We start from the raw sequence: 15,800 nt of genomic DNA on the forward strand, positions 1-15,800 counted from the left end.
TGGTTGATGCGCGGACTCAGGCCACGACGACCCTGACGCCCGCCTCGCGGATGCGCGCGACATCGTCGGCACCCGCACCGGCGTCAGTCACCAGGACGTCGATCTCGCCGAGCGGGCAGACACGGACGAACGCGCGCGCCGATAGCTTGGAGCTGTCCGCCACGATGATCGTCGTCCGCGCGCGTTCAGCCATGAGGCGGTTGATCTGCGCCTCGTCTTCGTCGGCGACCTTGGCGCCCCAGGTGGGATCGAGGGCGTTCACGCCGAGGATGGCGACGTCGAGGTCGATCTGCGCCAGCGTGTCGTAGGCGAGTGGTCCGGTGAGCTCGAACGAGTGCATGCGAGCGACTCCGCCGGTCATGACCAGCTTGAGGTGCCGGCGCACGGTGAGCTCGCTGGCGATGTTGATCGCGTTCGTGACGATCGTGAAGGCGGGGTCCGTCGCGGGCGCTCGCTCGGCAAGAGAGCGGGCCGCTTCTGTCGTGGTCGTGCCGCCTGTGAGTCCGACGACGGCGCCGTCCGGCACCAAGGCCGCCACGGCCCTGCCGATGCGCACCTTCTCCTCGCCCGACGAGGCCCGGCGGTAGCGGACGGGCAGGTCGTAGTTCACCGACGTCGGCACGGCGCCGCCGTGCGTGCGGGCGAGCAAGTTCTGCTGGCTGAGCTGGGTCAGGTCGCGGCGGATCGTCGACGGCGAGACCTGGAGGCGTTTGGCGAGCTCGGCGACGTCGACATACCCGGAGTCGGTGATGGTGTCGAGGACCGCCGTCAGCCGGCTGTGTCGGTTCACCAGCGCACCCTAACCGCTCGGACCGTCTGGGAGAAGATGCGCGACCTCGACAAAATAATGCTCATATTTGCTCGTTCTCTTGTGTTGAAGATCGCATATGAGCAATCTACGGTCGAGTCCGCCGCCCCGTGAGGACGCGGCGAGGGTCGCAGTCCGCTGCCGATGTCGGGCTGCGACCACCTCGACCCTTGACGCCTTGGAGGAACAGATGAACCGTCGACGTACCCAGCGGTGGGTTGCCGCCGGCGCCGCGCTGCTCGCCTCGACCACGCTCGCCGCCTGCGGGAACTCGAGCGACGGCAGCTCGGCCAGTGGCGGCAACGTCACGCTGAGCTACGCCCTGTGGGACCCCAACCAGGCGCCCGCGATGAAGCAGATCGCCGCGGCCTTCGAGAAGAAGAACCCCGGGATCCACGTGGACGTCCAGATCACGCCGGGACAGCAGTTCTTCACCAAGCTCCAGACCGCTGTCACGGCCGGTAACGCCCCCGACGTCTTCTGGACCGACCCGATCTTCTTCCAGATGTACGCCGCCAACGGCGCGCTGAAGGCCCAGGACGGCGCCGGCGTCGACACGTCGAAGTTCCCCGACCAGCTGGTCTCGCTGTGCCAGTCCGGCGGCAAGCTGTACGGCGTGCCGAAGGACTTCGACACCATCGGCGTCTGGTACAACAAGTCGCTCTTCGACGCCGCGGGCGTGGCCTACCCGAAGGACGACTGGACCTGGGCCGACTTCCAGAGCGCCGCCGCCAAGCTCACCGACAAGGGCAAGGGCATCTTCGGCACCGCGGCCGAGCTCAACAACCAGCAGACCTACTACAACACGATCTACCAGGCCGGCGGCTCGGTGCTCAACGCGGACAAGACCGCGTCCACCTACACGGCGCCCGAGACCGTCCAGGGTCTCAAGTTCTGGACCGACCTCGTCGACAAGGGCTACTCGCCCAGCATCCAGCAGATGACCGACACCTCGCCGATGGACATGTTCCAGACCGGGAAGGTGGCGATGGTCTGGGAGGGGTCGTGGAACGTGAAGCCGCTCTCCGAGTCGCCCGTCAAGGACCACATCGACGTGGCCGCGCTGCCCCGAGGCGCGAAGCAGGCCACGATGATCAACGGTCTGTGCAACGTCGTGTCCGCGACCACCAAGCACCCGGCCGCGGCAGAGAAGTTCCTCACCTTCCTCGGTTCCGAGGCGGCCCAGCGCATCCAGGGTGAGTCAGGGACCGTGATCCCGGCCTACAACGGGACCCAGAAGTCATGGGTCGACGCCTACCCGAAATACCACGTCCAGGCCTACGTCGACCAGGTCCCGTCGGGTGTCCCGATGCCGGTCACGGCGAACACCTTCGACTGGATGCAGAACGAGCCCACGATCCTGGGCAAGGCCTGGGCGGGTCAGGTCTCGGTCGATGACGCGGCGGCTCAGATGGCCAAGACCATCGACGACTCGATCGCCAAGAACAAGGGCTGATCATGTCTGTCAGCTCCACGACGGCCGTACGCCGTCCTCCGCGGCCCGGGCGTTCGCGCCCGGGCCGGCGGCAGGACGCGGGCTGGGCGCTCGTCCTGCTCGCCCCGGCGACGGTCGGCCTGTTCCTGTTCTACCTCTGGCCGGCGGCCGAGACGCTGTACGAGAGCTTCACGACCAGCGGACCCTTCGGGGGTCACACCTGGACCGGGCTGGACAACTACCGACAGCTCGTCCACGACCCCGAGCTGCGGCAGGCGTTCGTCAACACGCTCTGGTACACGCTCATCGCGCTGCTCGGCGTGCCGATCTCGCTGGTGCTCGCGGTGCTGCTGGCCAAGCCCGGCCGGAGGTTCGTGACCACGTACCGGGTCCTCATGTTCCTTCCGGCCGTCACCATGCCCGCTGCGATCGCGATCGTCTGGAAGTGGCTCTTCCACCACGACTACGGCCTGATCAACATCGGTCTGGCGAAGGTCGGGATCCACGGACCGTACTGGCTGAGCGACCCTCACACGGCGCTCGTCGCGGTAGCGATGGTCGGGATGTGGGCCGGGATCGGCTACGGCGTGATCATCATGATGGCCGGTCTGCAGTCGATCTCACCGCACTACTACGAGGCCGCGGAGATCGACGGGGCGGGCCCGGTGCGACGGTTCTTCGCCATCACGGTGCCGCTGATGAGCCCGACGATCTTCTTCATGACGGTGCTCACCGTGATCTCGACGCTGCAGATGTTCGACCTCATCTACGTGATGATCGGGTCTTCCAACCCGGCGCTTCCACAGACCCGCACCGTCCTCTACTTCTTCTACGAGCACACGTTCAACCAGAACGACCGCGGCTACGGCTCGGCCATCGCGTTCAGCCTGCTCGCCGTCGTCGTGCTCGTCACCGCCGTCCAGTTCGCACTCCAGAAGCGGTGGGTCCACTATGAGTGACACCGTCGTGCGCCAGGCGCCCCAGGCGCCCGCGACGAGCAGCAAGCACCGCTCCGTCGCGTCTCCGGCACGGGCCCGGCGTCGCGTGAGGCTCTCCTCGATCGGCGCCCACGCGCTCCTGGTGCTCGCCGCGCTCTGGCTTGCCGGACCCTTCGTCTGGCAGGTCCTGACCTCGCTGAAGTCGCTGACCGAAGCGACCAGCGTCCCCCCGACCTGGCTGCCGCAGAACCCTCAGTGGGGCAACTACGGCACCTCGCTCCACGGCGGCGTGCCGCTGACCGCGATGCTGGTCAACAGCGTCCTGAGCACGGTCCTGCGCACCATCGGCCAGGTGCTGTTCTGCGCGATGGCCGCCTACGCCTTCGCCCGGCTGAGATTCCCTGGCCGCAACGTGCTCTTCGCCCTGTACCTCTCGGTGCTAATGGTCCCTGCCCAGCTCCTGCTCGCCCCGCAGTACGACCTGATGCTCCACTTCGGCCTGCTCAACACGTTGCCGGCGCTCATCCTGCCGGGCATGTTCGGGGTCTTCGGCACCTTCCTGCTCCGGCAGTTCTTCGCCGGTCTGCCCGCCGACCTCGAGGAGGCGGCACGGCTCGACGGTGCCAGCACGGGCCGCATCTTCTGGAGCATCATGCTGCCCCTGGCTCGCCCCGGCCTGGTCGCCCTCGGACTGCTCACGATCATCCAGTCCTGGAACGACCTGCTTTGGCCGCTCGTGGTCAACACCGACCCCGCCAAGATGACGCTGCCCGTCGGCCTCGCCTACCTGCAGAGCCTGTTCCCGACCAACTACCCCGTCCTCATGGCCGGCTCCCTCGTCGCCGTCCTGCCGCTGATCATCGTCTTCGTGGGGATGCAGCGACGTGTGCTCGAGGGCATCGCGCTCTCCGGCGCCAAGGGCTAAGCCCTCCCTCCACGACCAGCTGCGACCCCTGTGGTCGTCAACAGAAGGAACTAACCGATGAGTCACATCACCACCGAGATCGCCCGCCAGCCCTCCGCCTGGCGCCGCGCCGCGCTCGCCGCCGCGGGCTGCGGACAGCTGCCCCGGCCGGGCGAGCGCGTCGCGGTCGTCGGATGCGGGACCTCGCTGTACATGGCGATGGCGTACGCCGACCTCCGCGAGTCCGCGGGCCTCGGGGAGACCGACGCCTTCCCCGCGTCGGAGTTCCCCGCCGGCCGCCGCTACGACCGGTACGTCGTGATCTCGAGGTCGGGAACCACGACCGAGATCCTGACCTTCCTCCGAGGCCGGACCGACGCGCCGACCCTCGCGCTGACGGCCGTGCCGACCATGCCCATCGCCGACCACGCCGACTCCGTCCTCGACCTCGGCTTCGCCGACGAGCAGTCCGTCGTGCAGACGCTCTTCGCCAGCACGGCACTGACGGCGCTCCGCGCCCACCTCGGCGAGGGCGTGGCCGCGCTGGCGGACGCCGCCGACGCCGCACTCGCCGAGGCCATCGACCCCACCTGGGTCGAGGCGGAGCAGTTCACGTTCCTCGGCCGCGGATGGGCGCTGGGGGTCGCCCAGGAGGCGGCGCTGAAGTTGCGCGAGGCCGCCAACTGCTGGACCGAGGCGTACCCGACGATGGAGTATCGACACGGCCCGATCAGCATCGCCGCCCCCGGTCGGGTGGTGTGGCACCTGGGCCCCGGTGGCGAAGACCTCCGTGCCGAGGTCGAGGCGACGGGAGCGACGTTCGTGAACCACGGTGACGACCCGCAGGTCGACCTCGTGCGGATCCAGCGGCTCGCGGTCGCCGTCGCCGGCCGACGCGGCCTCGACCCCGACCACCCGCGGCACCTGTCCCGCGCGGTGCTGCTGGGCTCATGAGCAGCGAGCCGTCCGGCTACCTCGTCGCGACCGACGCCGGTGGCACGACCGTCAAGTCGGCGGTCCTTCGCCCCGACCTCTCGGTCGTCTACGAGACGCGGTCCGCAATGCTCCGCGAGGACGGCCCCGGTGCCGCTCGCGACCGCGTCCTGGCGCAGGTGCGCGACACCGTCGCCTGGGGGCGCACCCATCTGGGGGAGCGGCCACGCGCTATCGGCCTCGCGACGCTGGGTCTCGTCGACGAACAGGCAGGGACCGCCGTCTGGTCGAGTGCGGTCGGGTGGCGCGACGTACCGTTCCGGCGCCTGGTCGCCGACGAGCACGGCGTCCCGGTCGGCTTCGGCCACGACATCCGAGCCGCCGCGCGCGCCGAAGCCCAGGCGGTCGCGGGCGAGCCTGGCTCCTCCCTGCTGTTCGTCGCCCTCGGCACCGGCATCGGCGGTGCGGTCGTCGTCGACGGCGTCCCGCTGGCCGGCGGTCACGGGCGAGCCGGGGAGATCGGCCACGTCGCCGTCTCCGTCGGCGACCACGCCCTCTGCCCCTGCGGGCAGCGGGGTTGCCTGGAGACCGTCGCGTCGGCACGCGGAATCACCGAGCGATTCGAGATGCTGAGCGGACGGCATGTCGCTGCCGTCGACATCGCCGCTGCCGCCCTTCGCGGGGAGCCGGAGGCCAGCAGGATCTGGCGGGAGGCGATCGAAGCGCTAGCCGAGGTCTTCACCGTGTGTGCCCTCGTCGTCGATCCGTCAGCGATCGTGCTCGGTGGCGGTCTCGCGCAGTCCGGGGACCAGCTGCTGGCGCCACTGCGCGACCTGCTCGCCGCGAGGCACCCGTTCGGGTCCCCTCCGCCACTGCTGCCGGCCGTGCACGGCGACCGCGCCGCGCTCGTCGGCGCCGGACTTCTCGCCCGGGACGCCGCTCGGGACGGCGGCCGGCCGTGATCGTCACCGTCACCCTCAACCCCGCCTGGGACGTGACCTACCCGATGGGTGCCCTACGACCGGGACAGACCCACCGCGTCGGCGAGGCGTCGGGACGCGCCGGCGGCAAGGGCATCAACGTGAGTCGCGTCCTGCACCAGCTCGGGCACCCGACCCTCGCGGTCGGCCTGTACGGCGGCGAGCCCGGTCGGGCGGTGCACGAGGACCTGGCACGGTCGGGGACGCCGTACCACCTGGTCGACGGCGGTCCGATCGCACGCACCCGCACCACGGTGACCCTCGTGGAGACCGGCGGTCGAGCCACCGTCCTGTGCGAGCCGGGACCTGCCGCCGACTCCATCGACTGGGCCGCCGTCCGCGAGAGCGTGGTCGACCTCCTCGATTGCGCGAGGGTGCTGGTGCTCTCCGGATCTCTGCCCCCGGCGGTCCCGCTCGATGCGTACGCCGAGCTCACGACCGCGGCACGGGCACGGGGTGTCCCGGTCGTCGTGGATGCCGAAGGCCCGGCTCTGATGGCCAGCCTCGCGGCTCGGCCTGACGTCGTGAAGCCCAATCGTGACGAGCTGCGCGAGGCGACCGGTCTCGACGACCCGGGGGAGGGGGCGGCTGCCCTGCGGCGCGCCGGAGCCGGTGCCGTGGTGGTCTCCCTCGGCCCCGACGGGATGCTCGCGGACGTTGGAGGCCAGGTGTGGCTCGCCCGACCACCCGCGATCCGAGTCGCGAATCCGACCGGTGCCGGGGACGCGGCGGTTGCCGCGGTCGCCGCCGGTCTCGCCGGCGGCGCCGACTGGCCGACCATCCTCCGCGCAGCCGTCGCCTGGTCGGCTGCCGCGGTCTGCGAACCGGTCGCAGGCGTCGTCTCATCCGAGCGTGCCACCGAGCTGGCGGCCCTTGTCGAGATCGCCGCCGATCCCCACCGACCCTTGGACGAAAGGACCCCTCAGACGTGCTGACCACCACCGCCGAGCTCGTGGAGGACGCCCGCGGACGCGGCTGTGGCGTCGCCGCCTTCAACGTGATCACGCTCGAGCACGCCGAGGCGGTCGCCGCCGGCGCCGAGGCCAGCGGCCTGCCGGCCATCCTGCAGATCAGTCAGAACGCCGCGCGCTTCCACGGCGGACCGCTCGCGATCGCGGCTGCCGCCAGGGCCGTCGCGCAGGCGAGCTCGGCCGCGCTCGCCCTGCACCTCGATCACGTGGAGGACGTCGATCTGCTGCACTCGGCCACGGCCTGCGGGGTGAGCTCGGTGATGTTTGACGCCTCGAAGCTCGACGACGAGGCCAACGTGGCCGCGACCCGGGAGGCCTCTGCCTGGGCGCACCGGCACGGACTGTGGCTCGAGGCCGAGCTCGGCGAGATCGGTGGGAAGGGCGGTGCACACACGCCCGGCGTACGCACCGACCCGGACCAGGCCGCAGCCTTCGTTGCGGCGACCGGCGTCGACGGCCTGGCCGTCGCCGTCGGGAGCTCACACGCCATGCGCGCCCGCGTCGGTCGGCTCGACCTCGACCTCATCGAGCGCCTGCGCGACGCCGTGCCCGTCCCGCTCGTGCTGCACGGGTCCTCCGGCATCGAGAACGACCACCTCGCCGAGGCGGTCGCACGGGGCATGGTCAAGATCAACATCGGGACGCTGCTCAACCTGGCGTTCACGGGGGCCGTCCGCGAGATGCTGGTCGAGGACTCGGTCGTGGACCCCCGTGTCTACCTCGCTCCGGCGCGCTCCGCGATGGCGGACGCCGTCGCCGACTGCCAACGGGCGATCGCCGCTCCGGCCGCATCCGCCATCACTCTGACAGGGAACCGATGACCACGCTGATCCCTCACCCCGTCCGGCTCCAGACCGGCGACAACGGCGGCTTCCGACTCGACGACGACTCCGTCCGCGTGACGGGCGTCGACGACCTCCGCGACCTCGCCGAACTCTTCGTCGAGGACCTTCGCCATGACACCGGTATCGCCATCCAGGCGGGGCCGGTCGCGAGCGGTGAGGCGCCTACCGTGCACCTCGAGCTTGTCGCGGACGAGGCCGATCTTGCCGGTCTGCCCGACACGACCGGGGTGAGCCCGAGCGGCGGCGACCCGCGTGCCGAGCGCTACGGCCTGGAGATCTCCTCGACGGGAGCCCGAGTGTGGTCGACCCACGTCGAGGGCATCCGCAACGGACTGTCGACCCTGCGCCAGCTCGCGGCCTCGACCGACGGGGCCCTTCCAGCGGTGCGGATCCTCGACGCGCCCCGCTTCGCCTGGCGGGGCCTGACCCTCGACGTCGGCCGAACGTTCCTCGCCGTCGAGGAGGTCGAGCGCATCGTCGACATGCTCGCGCTCTACAAGCTCAACGTCCTGCACCTGCACCTCACCGAGGACGCGGGCTGGCGGGTCGAGGTGCCCTCGCGGCCCGCCTTGGCCGAGGTCGGCGGTGCAGGCGCCCTCGGTGACCGCCCGGGCGGCCACTACACGACCTCCGACCTCAGCCACCTCGTCGCGTACGCCCTACGACGCGGCGTGACGGTCGTGCCCGAGATCGACGTCCCCGGCCACGCGACCGCGGCCCTTCGCGCCTACCCCGAGCTCACGTCGACCGGCGAGGCGCCCGAGGCGGTCGTCGGAGCGGGCATCTTCGCCTCCGCACTCCACCTCGATCTCCCCGGTACGGACAGGTTCCTCGCCGACGTCTTCGCCGACGTCGTCGCGCTCACGCCGGGCCCGTTCGTCCACATTGGCGGCGACGAGGCGTTCGGCGTCTCCGACGAGGAGTTCGCGCCCTTCATCGAGCACGTCGTCGGACTCGTCCGCGGCCTCGGCAAGCGGATCGTCGGCTGGCAGGAGATCGCCCGCGCCGACATCGGCCCCGACGAGGTCGTGCAGTACTGGTTCGACCGGGCCGACGACTTCGCTGCTGCCGACCTTGGGTCGATGCCTGAAGGGCTGCAGATCCCGCCCGAGCTAGCAGCCGTGCTCGTCGAGAAGTTCGCCAAGGCCGGCCAGGACGTCGTCCGAGCCGCGGAGCGCGGCGCCAAGGTCCTGATGTCGCCCACCAAGCACACCTATCTCGACGTGCCGTACGCCGAGCCGTCCGCCGATCCGGCGCAGGAGGAGTCGCGCGGCCGCATCGGCCTGTCGTCGTACCCCGGCGCGACCGTCCGCGACGTGCTCGACTGGGACCCTGAGCGGCTCCTCGCCGGCCTGGCCGACGGTGCGGTCATCGCAGGAGTCGAGGCGGCGCTGTGGGGGGAAACCGTCGCCGACGCGGCCGACGCCCACTTCCTGCTCCTGCCCCGCCTCCCCGGAGTGGCGGAGAAGGCATGGTCGCCCTCCGACGCCACCGCGTGGGACGACTACCGCGACCGGCTGGCCGCGCAGGGGTCGATCTGGCAGCGTCGCGACTGGGGCTACTTCCGCTCGTCCCTGGTCGACTGGCCCGAGGCTTGAGCGGCTCTCCGAGAGAAGGACACGAACATGGAGCCAGACATCACCCCCGTCCCGGCCCTCGCGCCGCCGGACGTGCCGACCGCTGACGACATCGCGCGCTACCTCGACCTGATGGCTGCAACGCCCGAGGTCTTCGCCGCGCTGCTCGCGGCCCGCGACGACTTCGACGCCGCGCCCGACGACCTCCGCGCCGCGATCCGCGCAATCGCGTCGGCCGTTCGGGCCGGCCTCGGCGTCATCGGCGCCGAGGCTCCTGTCGGCGTGCCGCAAGAACCCGACGCACGGCCCGCCCAGCTCTACGGCGACGTGCTCGCGCTGCTCGCCTGCATCCCGTCACTCGTGGAGTACCACGCCGCCAGGGGCGTCCCCGAGCACGTCACCTGGGACACGCTCGCCGACCTGCCGCGTTACGTCACCCGGCACGAGGAGCTGCGCGGACGGCCCGGGTTCGACGAGCTCCGCTGGCTCAGCAACCACCTCCGCGGTCTTCTCTACGCCGTCGGCCGGCTGCAGTTCGAGCGCGTCCGCTCCATCCTCCTGCCCGACGCGCAGGTCGGCGTGACCGAGGTCGTCGGCGAGCTCGCTGACGACGAGATCCTCCTCAACGTGCACATCCCCGCCACGGGCTCCCTCGACTCGGACGAGTGTGAGGCGGCGTACGCCGCTGCACTCGAGCAGTTCGCGCTCTGGCACCCCGAGGAGCGGCCCAAGGCCTTCGTCTGCCTGTCCTGGCTGATGGACCCGCAGCTGCGTGAGTACCTGCCTGTGCACTCCAACATCATTCGGTTCCAAGATCGCTACCGGATCGTCGGGACCGGCATGGCCGCCTCATGGTCGATGCAGGAGTTCGTCTTCCGGGTCTCTGGCCAGGTGGATCCCGAGACGCTCCCGCAGCGCACGACGCTCGAGCGGGCCTTCACCCAGCACCTGAGGTCGGGTCGCGAGTGGAACGTCCGTACGGGGTGCTTCCCGGTCTGAGTCTGTGCCGAATACGTGCAGAAGTCCCCAGGGATGATCGGCGGACTGGCGGCCTGAACTGGGCAAACGATGTGTGCAGGCTCCGCCCTTTCACAGTGGTGGCGATGTGTGCCTGACCGGGGGCGAGCCTGCTCCTGCGGAGAAGAGCGGTATCAGAACCTCTGACACGAGATCGCCCGCGGCCGATCGAAATGGGATGAGCCGACCGTCGAGCGAGCGATAAGCCGTTAACCGGCGCGCACCACGATCGGGGGAGGCGCCGACGGGAGGTGGCGGCAGTACCGAGGAGGCGCCCGCAAGGAACTGCGCGAACGGGGCATCCGAGACGGGCGACGGTCGATCCGCGGCGTGATCTGCCGCCGCCCCTCGCGGGCTGAGGGCTCAGGCGCCTTCGGCGAGGCCATCCCGGCCGTCGAAGTACTCGTTCAAGCAGTGGTTGATCTCCGGGTACGACAGCGACTCGACGAAGGCGACGTTGTTGTAGGACGGTGAGAAGTCGATCTGGTGGAGCGCCTGGATAACGTCGTCGCTCGCCCGGAAGTACATACGAGTCGAATTCTTCTGGCGCTCGAAGGCCATTGACACCGTGCCGCAGCCGTAGCCACGAACCGTCAGGGCGACGTTGGCCTCCTCCGGGCTGGTCTTGGTGAGGTAGCCCCGGTCCTCGACCACGATCTCCGGACGGATCTCGTCGCGGCGTACCCAGACCTGGAACACCGTTCGAAGGGCCCGTGAGTCGGTCAACGATTCTCCTCCCTCGTCGACATACGTGATGTCGAGATCCATGTCGTGCGCCAGGTGCATCCGACGGTCGAGGCGGTTCTGGACGCTCCACTTCCGCCAGGAGCGCGGAACGACGAAGGCGATGACGTCGCACGCGGCCGCGGCGTGGTTGAAGAAGGGGATCGACAGCTTGTGGTTGCGCCCGAAGGGTGGGTTCGTCACGCACACGGCGTTGTGCAGATCGGACAAGTCTGTGGTCAGGAAGTCTGCCCGGTGGATCCCGGGGGCCTTCGGCTCGATGTCGAAGGCCAACGGCGTGGGCAGGCCTCGGCGAACCATGGCCGAGGTGAACGCTCCCGATCCTGCCGCGGGCTCCAGCCACGCCCGGTCGAACGGCGCTTCGGTGAACTCGAGTGCCACGTCCAGCAGCGCGTCCGCTGTGCTCGCCGGCGTATAGCACTGCTCCAGCCCGGTCGTTCGTGTGTTGCCGTTCGCCGAGGCTCGGCCGGTCGACGTTGGGAGTCCAGGCGTGAACGAAGTCGATGAAGTGGTCAGCATGTTCGCCGACCGTCCGGGGCGATCCCGGGTGCGCAATGAGGCGCTCCCAGACCGCGCCGCGCAGACGTCTGAGGAGCGCGACGGAGGACCTCGCACCCTGGGGCGAGTCGCTCCTAGCGGGCGCGCTTGGATTCCCGAAGTCCGTGATCGCGACTTATCGCGGGCCGTCAATCCAGGTCCGCGGGGCTAGGCGCCCGTATGCGGGGTCTGCAAGGTTGATCAGGCTTGCTCGTGCCCCCTCTCGAAAGTCTCGACGGGCTGCGGAATGGGCACGACCCGGGAAGGCGGCGTGAGGGTCAGCATGCTCGACCGGCGCTCTGGTCATCCGTCGCACGGCAGCACCGATTCGACCGCCTAACAAGTCGTCATCGCACTAGACCCACGATTCGATTTTCGCGGTGCTGGCAGAGCCGTTCCGACGGCACGCGGCTCCCACCAGCGCGGCCATTGCAGTTGCGTGAAGGACTGCTGCAAGCCGACCGTCGGCCAGAGCTGTCAGGGGTAGGGCTTCTTCGCTATCCGCATCTCGGGCGTCCAACTCGCCCCCAATAGTTGACTACATCGCACCGATCCATGGAGCCGACGCTCGTGCACGACATGGCAGAGACGACCACGGGCCCGACTGTGGGCCGGGCGACGACGTCGTCTCTCCACGATGTTGTCGGCGAGGTCGGCGAGGTCGGCGAGATCACACCGTTCACCTCGATCGCGTCGCCCGCCACACGCACGGGGCTCGCGCTTCGGGCGCGTCCTTGGATGTGTTCGAGGTCATGCGGCGGATCGACCTGGCCCGGGACGACCTGCGCCAGTGCTCGAGCAGTGGGTTGTCGGGGTCGTCGACCCAGATGAACGAGGAAACCGACATGCGGCACAACCGCACGCGGTTGATCTTGAGGACGCGGTTGTCCAGCGGCAGGCTGCCGGCAGGGGAGGCCGAAGTGGGGATCCGTACGTAGGTCATGGCGTCGAGGTCTCAGAGGTGGTCGGTGCCGTCGCCACGACGAGCCGCCGACCCGTCAGCTCCCCGGTCAGCTCCTGCGCCTCGTCGAGGTGTGGGTCGGCGTCGGATGCCTGGTTCATCGAGAGATCCCGTCGATGCTGAAGCCGACGATGGCGGTGACGATCGCCGGATCGAGCCGCTGAACGCGACCGTCCCGAACGACACTGGCCTCGAGCGGCTCGCCCTGGCGGCACGTGATGACCTCGACCAGGGGTTGTGCGTCGAACTGCCGGGTCCGGATTTGCGCACCTTCAACGCACACCGGCGCGCCGCCGGCCTCGGGGAGGGTGAACATCAACCGCCGGTCCAGGTCGAAGACGTGCGTCTCCTTGGTGGTGCTGATGCGCCAGGCGCCCCGGTCGGCTGGGGTGAGTTCGCGGCGAACGTCAGACGCAATACTCATCTGGCCCCTGCTCTGAGCGGTCCGCCGGACCCCGGCTTGGCGGTTGGGGCCGTGATGGAGGGGGCAGTCCGGGTGGACCGGTAGATCTGTGGTGGTCCAGGCGATCGGCGCGGCGCGGCCCTGGGTGTCGCGGGTGGAGGCGACGCAGTACTCGCCCCGCATTGGTTCGTCGGTGAGGAAGCCGATCGCGACGGCTGAGGCGTGCAGGGCGATCTGGTGGAGGAGGTGTCGTTCGCCGCGGAAGGTGCGGTCTGCACAACGCGTGGGCGTGAGCCAGCCGTCCGGGTCGGCGGGCGGCACGGGGAGGGCGTTGTCGTGGCGGTGGTGCCCGACGCATGCCCAGCACCCGTTCTGTGCGGTGTGGAGGCTGACGACGCCGCCCCATCCTGATGCGGTGCCTGAGACGGTGAGGAAGGGCCGGTTCTGGCGCAGTTGCCCGAGGAACCGGGTCACGGCCGGGTTGGCGGTCGCGCAGATCACGAGGTCGGCGGAGGCGAGAGCGGATTGGATCTGCCGCATGGCGGCCCGGTCCGCGGCGGCCGGTGTCTGGTCCCAGCAGCTCTCGATGGAGGCGCGGATGCAGTTGATGCGGGCGTAGGGGGCGGCTTCCTCCAGCAGGATCTGGGATTGGAACGCCTTCGCTGTGCCGGCCCAGGTGAGCAGGGCGGGTTGTCGGACGCCGGTCGCGACGTCGACCTGGTCACGGTCCACGCACAGGATCGAGCCCAGACCAGCCGAGACGAGGTCGGTCGCCAACGGCATCCCGATGGCACCGAGTCCGACCAGGACCACCGACTTCTCGGCGAGCTTGGTGGCGACCGGCGTGCGTTCGGCCAGCAGCGCGCGCGACAGGTACTGGGTGGGCCGGTAGTGGGTTCGCCACACCTTCTCGGCGCCCCCGCCCGACGAGGTGTGCAAACGGAGCAGGAAGACCCAGGATTCGCCCCGGGTCCGGTACGCGGTCTCGTCCGGCACGAGCAGCCCGATGACTTCAACGACCTCGGGCGAGGACAGGCTGCCGGGTTCGGCTGCGTCGATGTGGAGCGGGTGCAGTCGCGTCGAGATGCGGTGCCATGCGCTGGTCGCCGACTCCCCAGGCTGGTAGCCGGCGTCCCTGATCCACCGTCCGGCGACCGCGACGGGGAAGCGGGCCACCTGCTGGTCGGGTAGGTCGGTGGTGATGTCGACCCCCGGACCGAGGATCCGCTCGACCACGCCGCTGCCCAAGCGCCGGCCAGACGAGGAGAACCTCATCACCAGCGCCCCCTGCTCGACCCCGGCAGGCATCGCATGGTCGCCGACGATGATCGCCTGCTCACCGGAGACGATGCTCAGCGCGACCGGCTCGGGTGCCGGGTACTCGAGCGTTGCAGAGCCGGATGGAGGCTCTCCGCGGTTCATTGCAAGGAGCTTGGGGAGTTGGGTGGCGATCAGTTCGGCGACAGTCGACTGAGGGTCCCAGTCCTCGGCATGGACGAGGCACAAGGTGCCGTCTCTTACCTGCCGATGACGTGCGCCGGCAAGAACCGCGTCGAGGTCTGTCACCACAGGTGCGAAGTGGGGGTAGGTGCGGTGGAACTCGACCAGCAGTGGCACGGTCGTGGACTCGTCCAACGGGTAGTGGACGATGAGGCACGCCTCGCCGGTGCTGAGCCAGCGGACCCGGTATCTCCAGCCGGAGGTGGCGACCTTCTCGTCCAGCTCGGCGAGCTCGCGCTTCCAACGCTCGGGGAGTCGATGGTGCCACCTGGGCGCCACCGACTCCGTCGGCATGCTGTCCACGCCGCTCCCTAGCCGACCGGTGCCGGGTGCTCTGCACCCGGACCGCGGTGCACCGTGACGGGCAGGTCTTCGGTGATCGTCTCGGTGACGTCCTCCCCGAGGTTCTCGCTGCTGCGCTTGCGCTTCACCACCCGCCGCGTGACGCGGTGCCCGATGACCACCTCACCGTCGAGGACCGGCTCATACCTCGTCTCGACAACCTCGACATCTTCGACGTCCACGCCTTCAGACTTCTCCGACCCGGATCCAGCGTCGTCCTGCTCGGCCTGGGGCGCGACCCCTTCGCCCGTCGCCGCCGTCTCCGCGCTGCCGTCTGCCGGCGCGGGGCCGTCCGCCGTCCCGTCGGCTTGCTGGGTGTCCGCCTGCTGGGTGTCAGGCCCCTGGGTGGCGAGCGGCGTGTCCTGCTCGGGGACGCTGGGGTCGTCCTGCGGGGGCTGGTCCGCGTTGGCCTGCTCGTCGTCCATGAAGTCTCCTTGTCATCAGCGGCGGGTGCGAGCAGGCAGACCTCAGCACCACGTGAACCGGACACGCCAGGGCCCGTCGTGAACTTCCGGCGGCCGAGCGTGAACGCCGGACAACGAACCCAATGCACCAGCAGCACGTGACGGCACCACTGAGCGCATGAGCACTCCCACCCGCAAGCTGATGCCCCGCGACTACGCCACAGATCCGTTGGTCTTCGGCCGCCTGGAAGCACTGTCATGGGTCCTACCCGAGGACGGCACCGAGGCCGACCTCCGCATCGCCCAAGCCCAGCACGACATCGCATGGACGATCTACGCCTCTGGGCAGCGCGGCCTGGTCGCCGCGATCACCTACCGCGGCCGGTTCAGCGTGAAGACATGGTCGGACTACTCACTCGGCAAGAGCTGGATGAGCCGCCAGGCGTACGCCGCAGCCGCCTCTGAGTTCGCCCGTTCAATTCGAGCCGAGAGCTGAGACGC

General features: G+C 69.7%; 15 protein-coding genes. 10 read left to right on the forward strand and 5 right to left on the reverse strand.

Annotation, left to right across the window (positions count from 1 at the left end; all coding sequences use genetic code 11):
• Positions 1-16: 16 nt before the first annotated feature.
• Positions 17-790, reverse strand: a complete 774-nt coding sequence (locus ABD205_RS17365; protein ID WP_344046958.1) for a DeoR/GlpR family DNA-binding transcription regulator — start codon at positions 788-790, stop codon at positions 17-19.
• 208 nt (positions 791-998) lie between these two features.
• Here ABD205_RS17365 and ABD205_RS17370 point away from each other — a divergent pair, with 208 nt between their 5' ends.
• Genes ABD205_RS17370 through ABD205_RS17410 form a run of 9 tightly spaced genes read left to right on the forward strand, consistent with a single transcriptional unit; the run spans position 999 to position 10,390 of the window.
• The gene (locus ABD205_RS17370) at positions 999-2,264 is read left to right on the forward strand and encodes an ABC transporter substrate-binding protein (protein WP_344046960.1); all 1,266 of its coding nucleotides are present in this window, start codon (positions 999-1,001) and stop codon (positions 2,262-2,264) included.
• Between the two features lie 2 nt (positions 2,265-2,266).
• Positions 2,267-3,202, forward strand: coding sequence for a carbohydrate ABC transporter permease (locus ABD205_RS17375; RefSeq protein WP_344046962.1), 936 nt, complete (start codon positions 2,267-2,269; stop codon positions 3,200-3,202).
• Entirely contained in the window at positions 3,195-4,106 is a 912-nt protein-coding gene (locus ABD205_RS17380; RefSeq protein ID WP_344046964.1) for a carbohydrate ABC transporter permease, read from the forward strand. Before ABD205_RS17375 ends, ABD205_RS17380 begins: the two co-directional genes overlap by 8 nt.
• A gap of 57 nt (positions 4,107-4,163) precedes the next feature.
• Positions 4,164-5,039: an SIS domain-containing protein gene (locus tag ABD205_RS17385; protein WP_344046966.1), complete on the forward strand. Its 876-nt coding sequence runs from the start codon at positions 4,164-4,166 to the stop codon at positions 5,037-5,039.
• Positions 5,036-5,980: an ROK family protein gene (locus tag ABD205_RS17390; RefSeq protein ID WP_344046968.1), complete on the forward strand. Its 945-nt coding sequence runs from the start codon at positions 5,036-5,038 to the stop codon at positions 5,978-5,980. Before ABD205_RS17385 ends, ABD205_RS17390 begins: the two co-directional genes overlap by 4 nt.
• Entirely contained in the window at positions 5,977-6,933 is a 957-nt protein-coding gene (locus ABD205_RS17395; protein ID WP_344046970.1) for a 1-phosphofructokinase family hexose kinase, read from the forward strand. Before ABD205_RS17390 ends, ABD205_RS17395 begins: the two co-directional genes overlap by 4 nt.
• Positions 6,927-7,790, forward strand: coding sequence for a class II fructose-bisphosphate aldolase (locus ABD205_RS17400; RefSeq protein ID WP_344046972.1), 864 nt, complete (start codon positions 6,927-6,929; stop codon positions 7,788-7,790). Before ABD205_RS17395 ends, ABD205_RS17400 begins: the two co-directional genes overlap by 7 nt.
• Positions 7,787-9,412: a family 20 glycosylhydrolase gene (locus tag ABD205_RS17405; protein WP_344046973.1), complete on the forward strand. Its 1,626-nt coding sequence runs from the start codon at positions 7,787-7,789 to the stop codon at positions 9,410-9,412. Before ABD205_RS17400 ends, ABD205_RS17405 begins: the two co-directional genes overlap by 4 nt.
• Before the next feature lie 27 nt (positions 9,413-9,439).
• Entirely contained in the window at positions 9,440-10,390 is a 951-nt protein-coding gene (locus ABD205_RS17410; RefSeq protein ID WP_344046974.1) for an acyltransferase domain-containing protein, read from the forward strand.
• Positions 10,391-10,771: 381 nt separating this feature from the next.
• Here ABD205_RS17410 and ABD205_RS17415 read toward each other — a convergent pair whose 3' ends face one another.
• The 4 genes from ABD205_RS17415 to ABD205_RS17430 all read right to left on the reverse strand — a co-directional run bounded on the left by ABD205_RS17415 (position 10,772) and on the right by ABD205_RS17430 (position 15,320).
• Entirely contained in the window at positions 10,772-11,533 is a 762-nt protein-coding gene (locus ABD205_RS17415) for a hypothetical protein (RefSeq protein WP_344046975.1), read from the reverse strand.
• A gap of 1,095 nt (positions 11,534-12,628) precedes the next feature.
• Positions 12,629-12,751 carry a hypothetical protein gene (locus ABD205_RS17420; RefSeq protein ID WP_344046976.1) on the reverse strand — a complete coding sequence of 41 codons (123 nt, stop codon included), beginning with the start codon at positions 12,749-12,751 and terminating at the stop codon, positions 12,629-12,631.
• A complete protein-coding gene (locus ABD205_RS17425) occupies positions 12,748-14,847 on the reverse strand; it encodes a ThiF family adenylyltransferase (RefSeq protein WP_344047539.1) in 2,100 nt (699 codons plus the stop codon). The genes ABD205_RS17420 and ABD205_RS17425 overlap by 4 nt, the downstream gene beginning before the upstream one ends.
• Before the next feature lie 17 nt (positions 14,848-14,864).
• The gene (locus ABD205_RS17430; RefSeq protein ID WP_344046978.1) at positions 14,865-15,320 is read right to left on the reverse strand and encodes a hypothetical protein; all 456 of its coding nucleotides are present in this window, start codon (positions 15,318-15,320) and stop codon (positions 14,865-14,867) included.
• Positions 15,321-15,477: 157 nt separating this feature from the next.
• Here ABD205_RS17430 and ABD205_RS17435 point away from each other — a divergent pair, with 157 nt between their 5' ends.
• Positions 15,478-15,795: a hypothetical protein gene (locus ABD205_RS17435; protein ID WP_344046980.1), complete on the forward strand. Its 318-nt coding sequence runs from the start codon at positions 15,478-15,480 to the stop codon at positions 15,793-15,795.
• The last annotated feature ends 5 nt before the right edge of the window (positions 15,796-15,800 follow it).

The sequence above is a fragment of the Nocardioides panacihumi genome (genome assembly GCF_039530925.1).
Taxonomy (GTDB): Bacteria; Actinomycetota; Actinomycetes; order Propionibacteriales; family Nocardioidaceae; genus Nocardioides; species Nocardioides panacihumi.

Coding starts and splice junctions, on each gene's coding strand:
- ABD205_RS17380 (WP_344046964.1), top strand. CDS start 3,195: ATGAGTGACACCGTCGTGCGCCAGGCGCCCCAGGCGCCCGCGACGAGC.
- ABD205_RS17435 (WP_344046980.1), top strand. CDS start 15,478: ATGAGCACTCCCACCCGCAAGCTGATGCCCCGCGACTACGCCACAGAT.
- ABD205_RS17375 (WP_344046962.1), top strand. CDS start 2,267: ATGTCTGTCAGCTCCACGACGGCCGTACGCCGTCCTCCGCGGCCCGGG.
- ABD205_RS17385 (WP_344046966.1), top strand. CDS start 4,164: ATGAGTCACATCACCACCGAGATCGCCCGCCAGCCCTCCGCCTGGCGC.
- ABD205_RS17420 (WP_344046976.1), bottom strand. CDS start 12,751: ATGAACCAGGCATCCGACGCCGACCCACACCTCGACGAGGCGCAGGAG.
- ABD205_RS17370 (WP_344046960.1), top strand. CDS start 999: ATGAACCGTCGACGTACCCAGCGGTGGGTTGCCGCCGGCGCCGCGCTG.
- ABD205_RS17405 (WP_344046973.1), top strand. CDS start 7,787: ATGACCACGCTGATCCCTCACCCCGTCCGGCTCCAGACCGGCGACAAC.
- ABD205_RS17410 (WP_344046974.1), top strand. CDS start 9,440: ATGGAGCCAGACATCACCCCCGTCCCGGCCCTCGCGCCGCCGGACGTG.
- ABD205_RS17425 (WP_344047539.1), bottom strand. CDS start 14,847: ATGCCGACGGAGTCGGTGGCGCCCAGGTGGCACCATCGACTCCCCGAG.
- ABD205_RS17390 (WP_344046968.1), top strand. CDS start 5,036: ATGAGCAGCGAGCCGTCCGGCTACCTCGTCGCGACCGACGCCGGTGGC.
- ABD205_RS17430 (WP_344046978.1), bottom strand. CDS start 15,320: ATGGACGACGAGCAGGCCAACGCGGACCAGCCCCCGCAGGACGACCCC.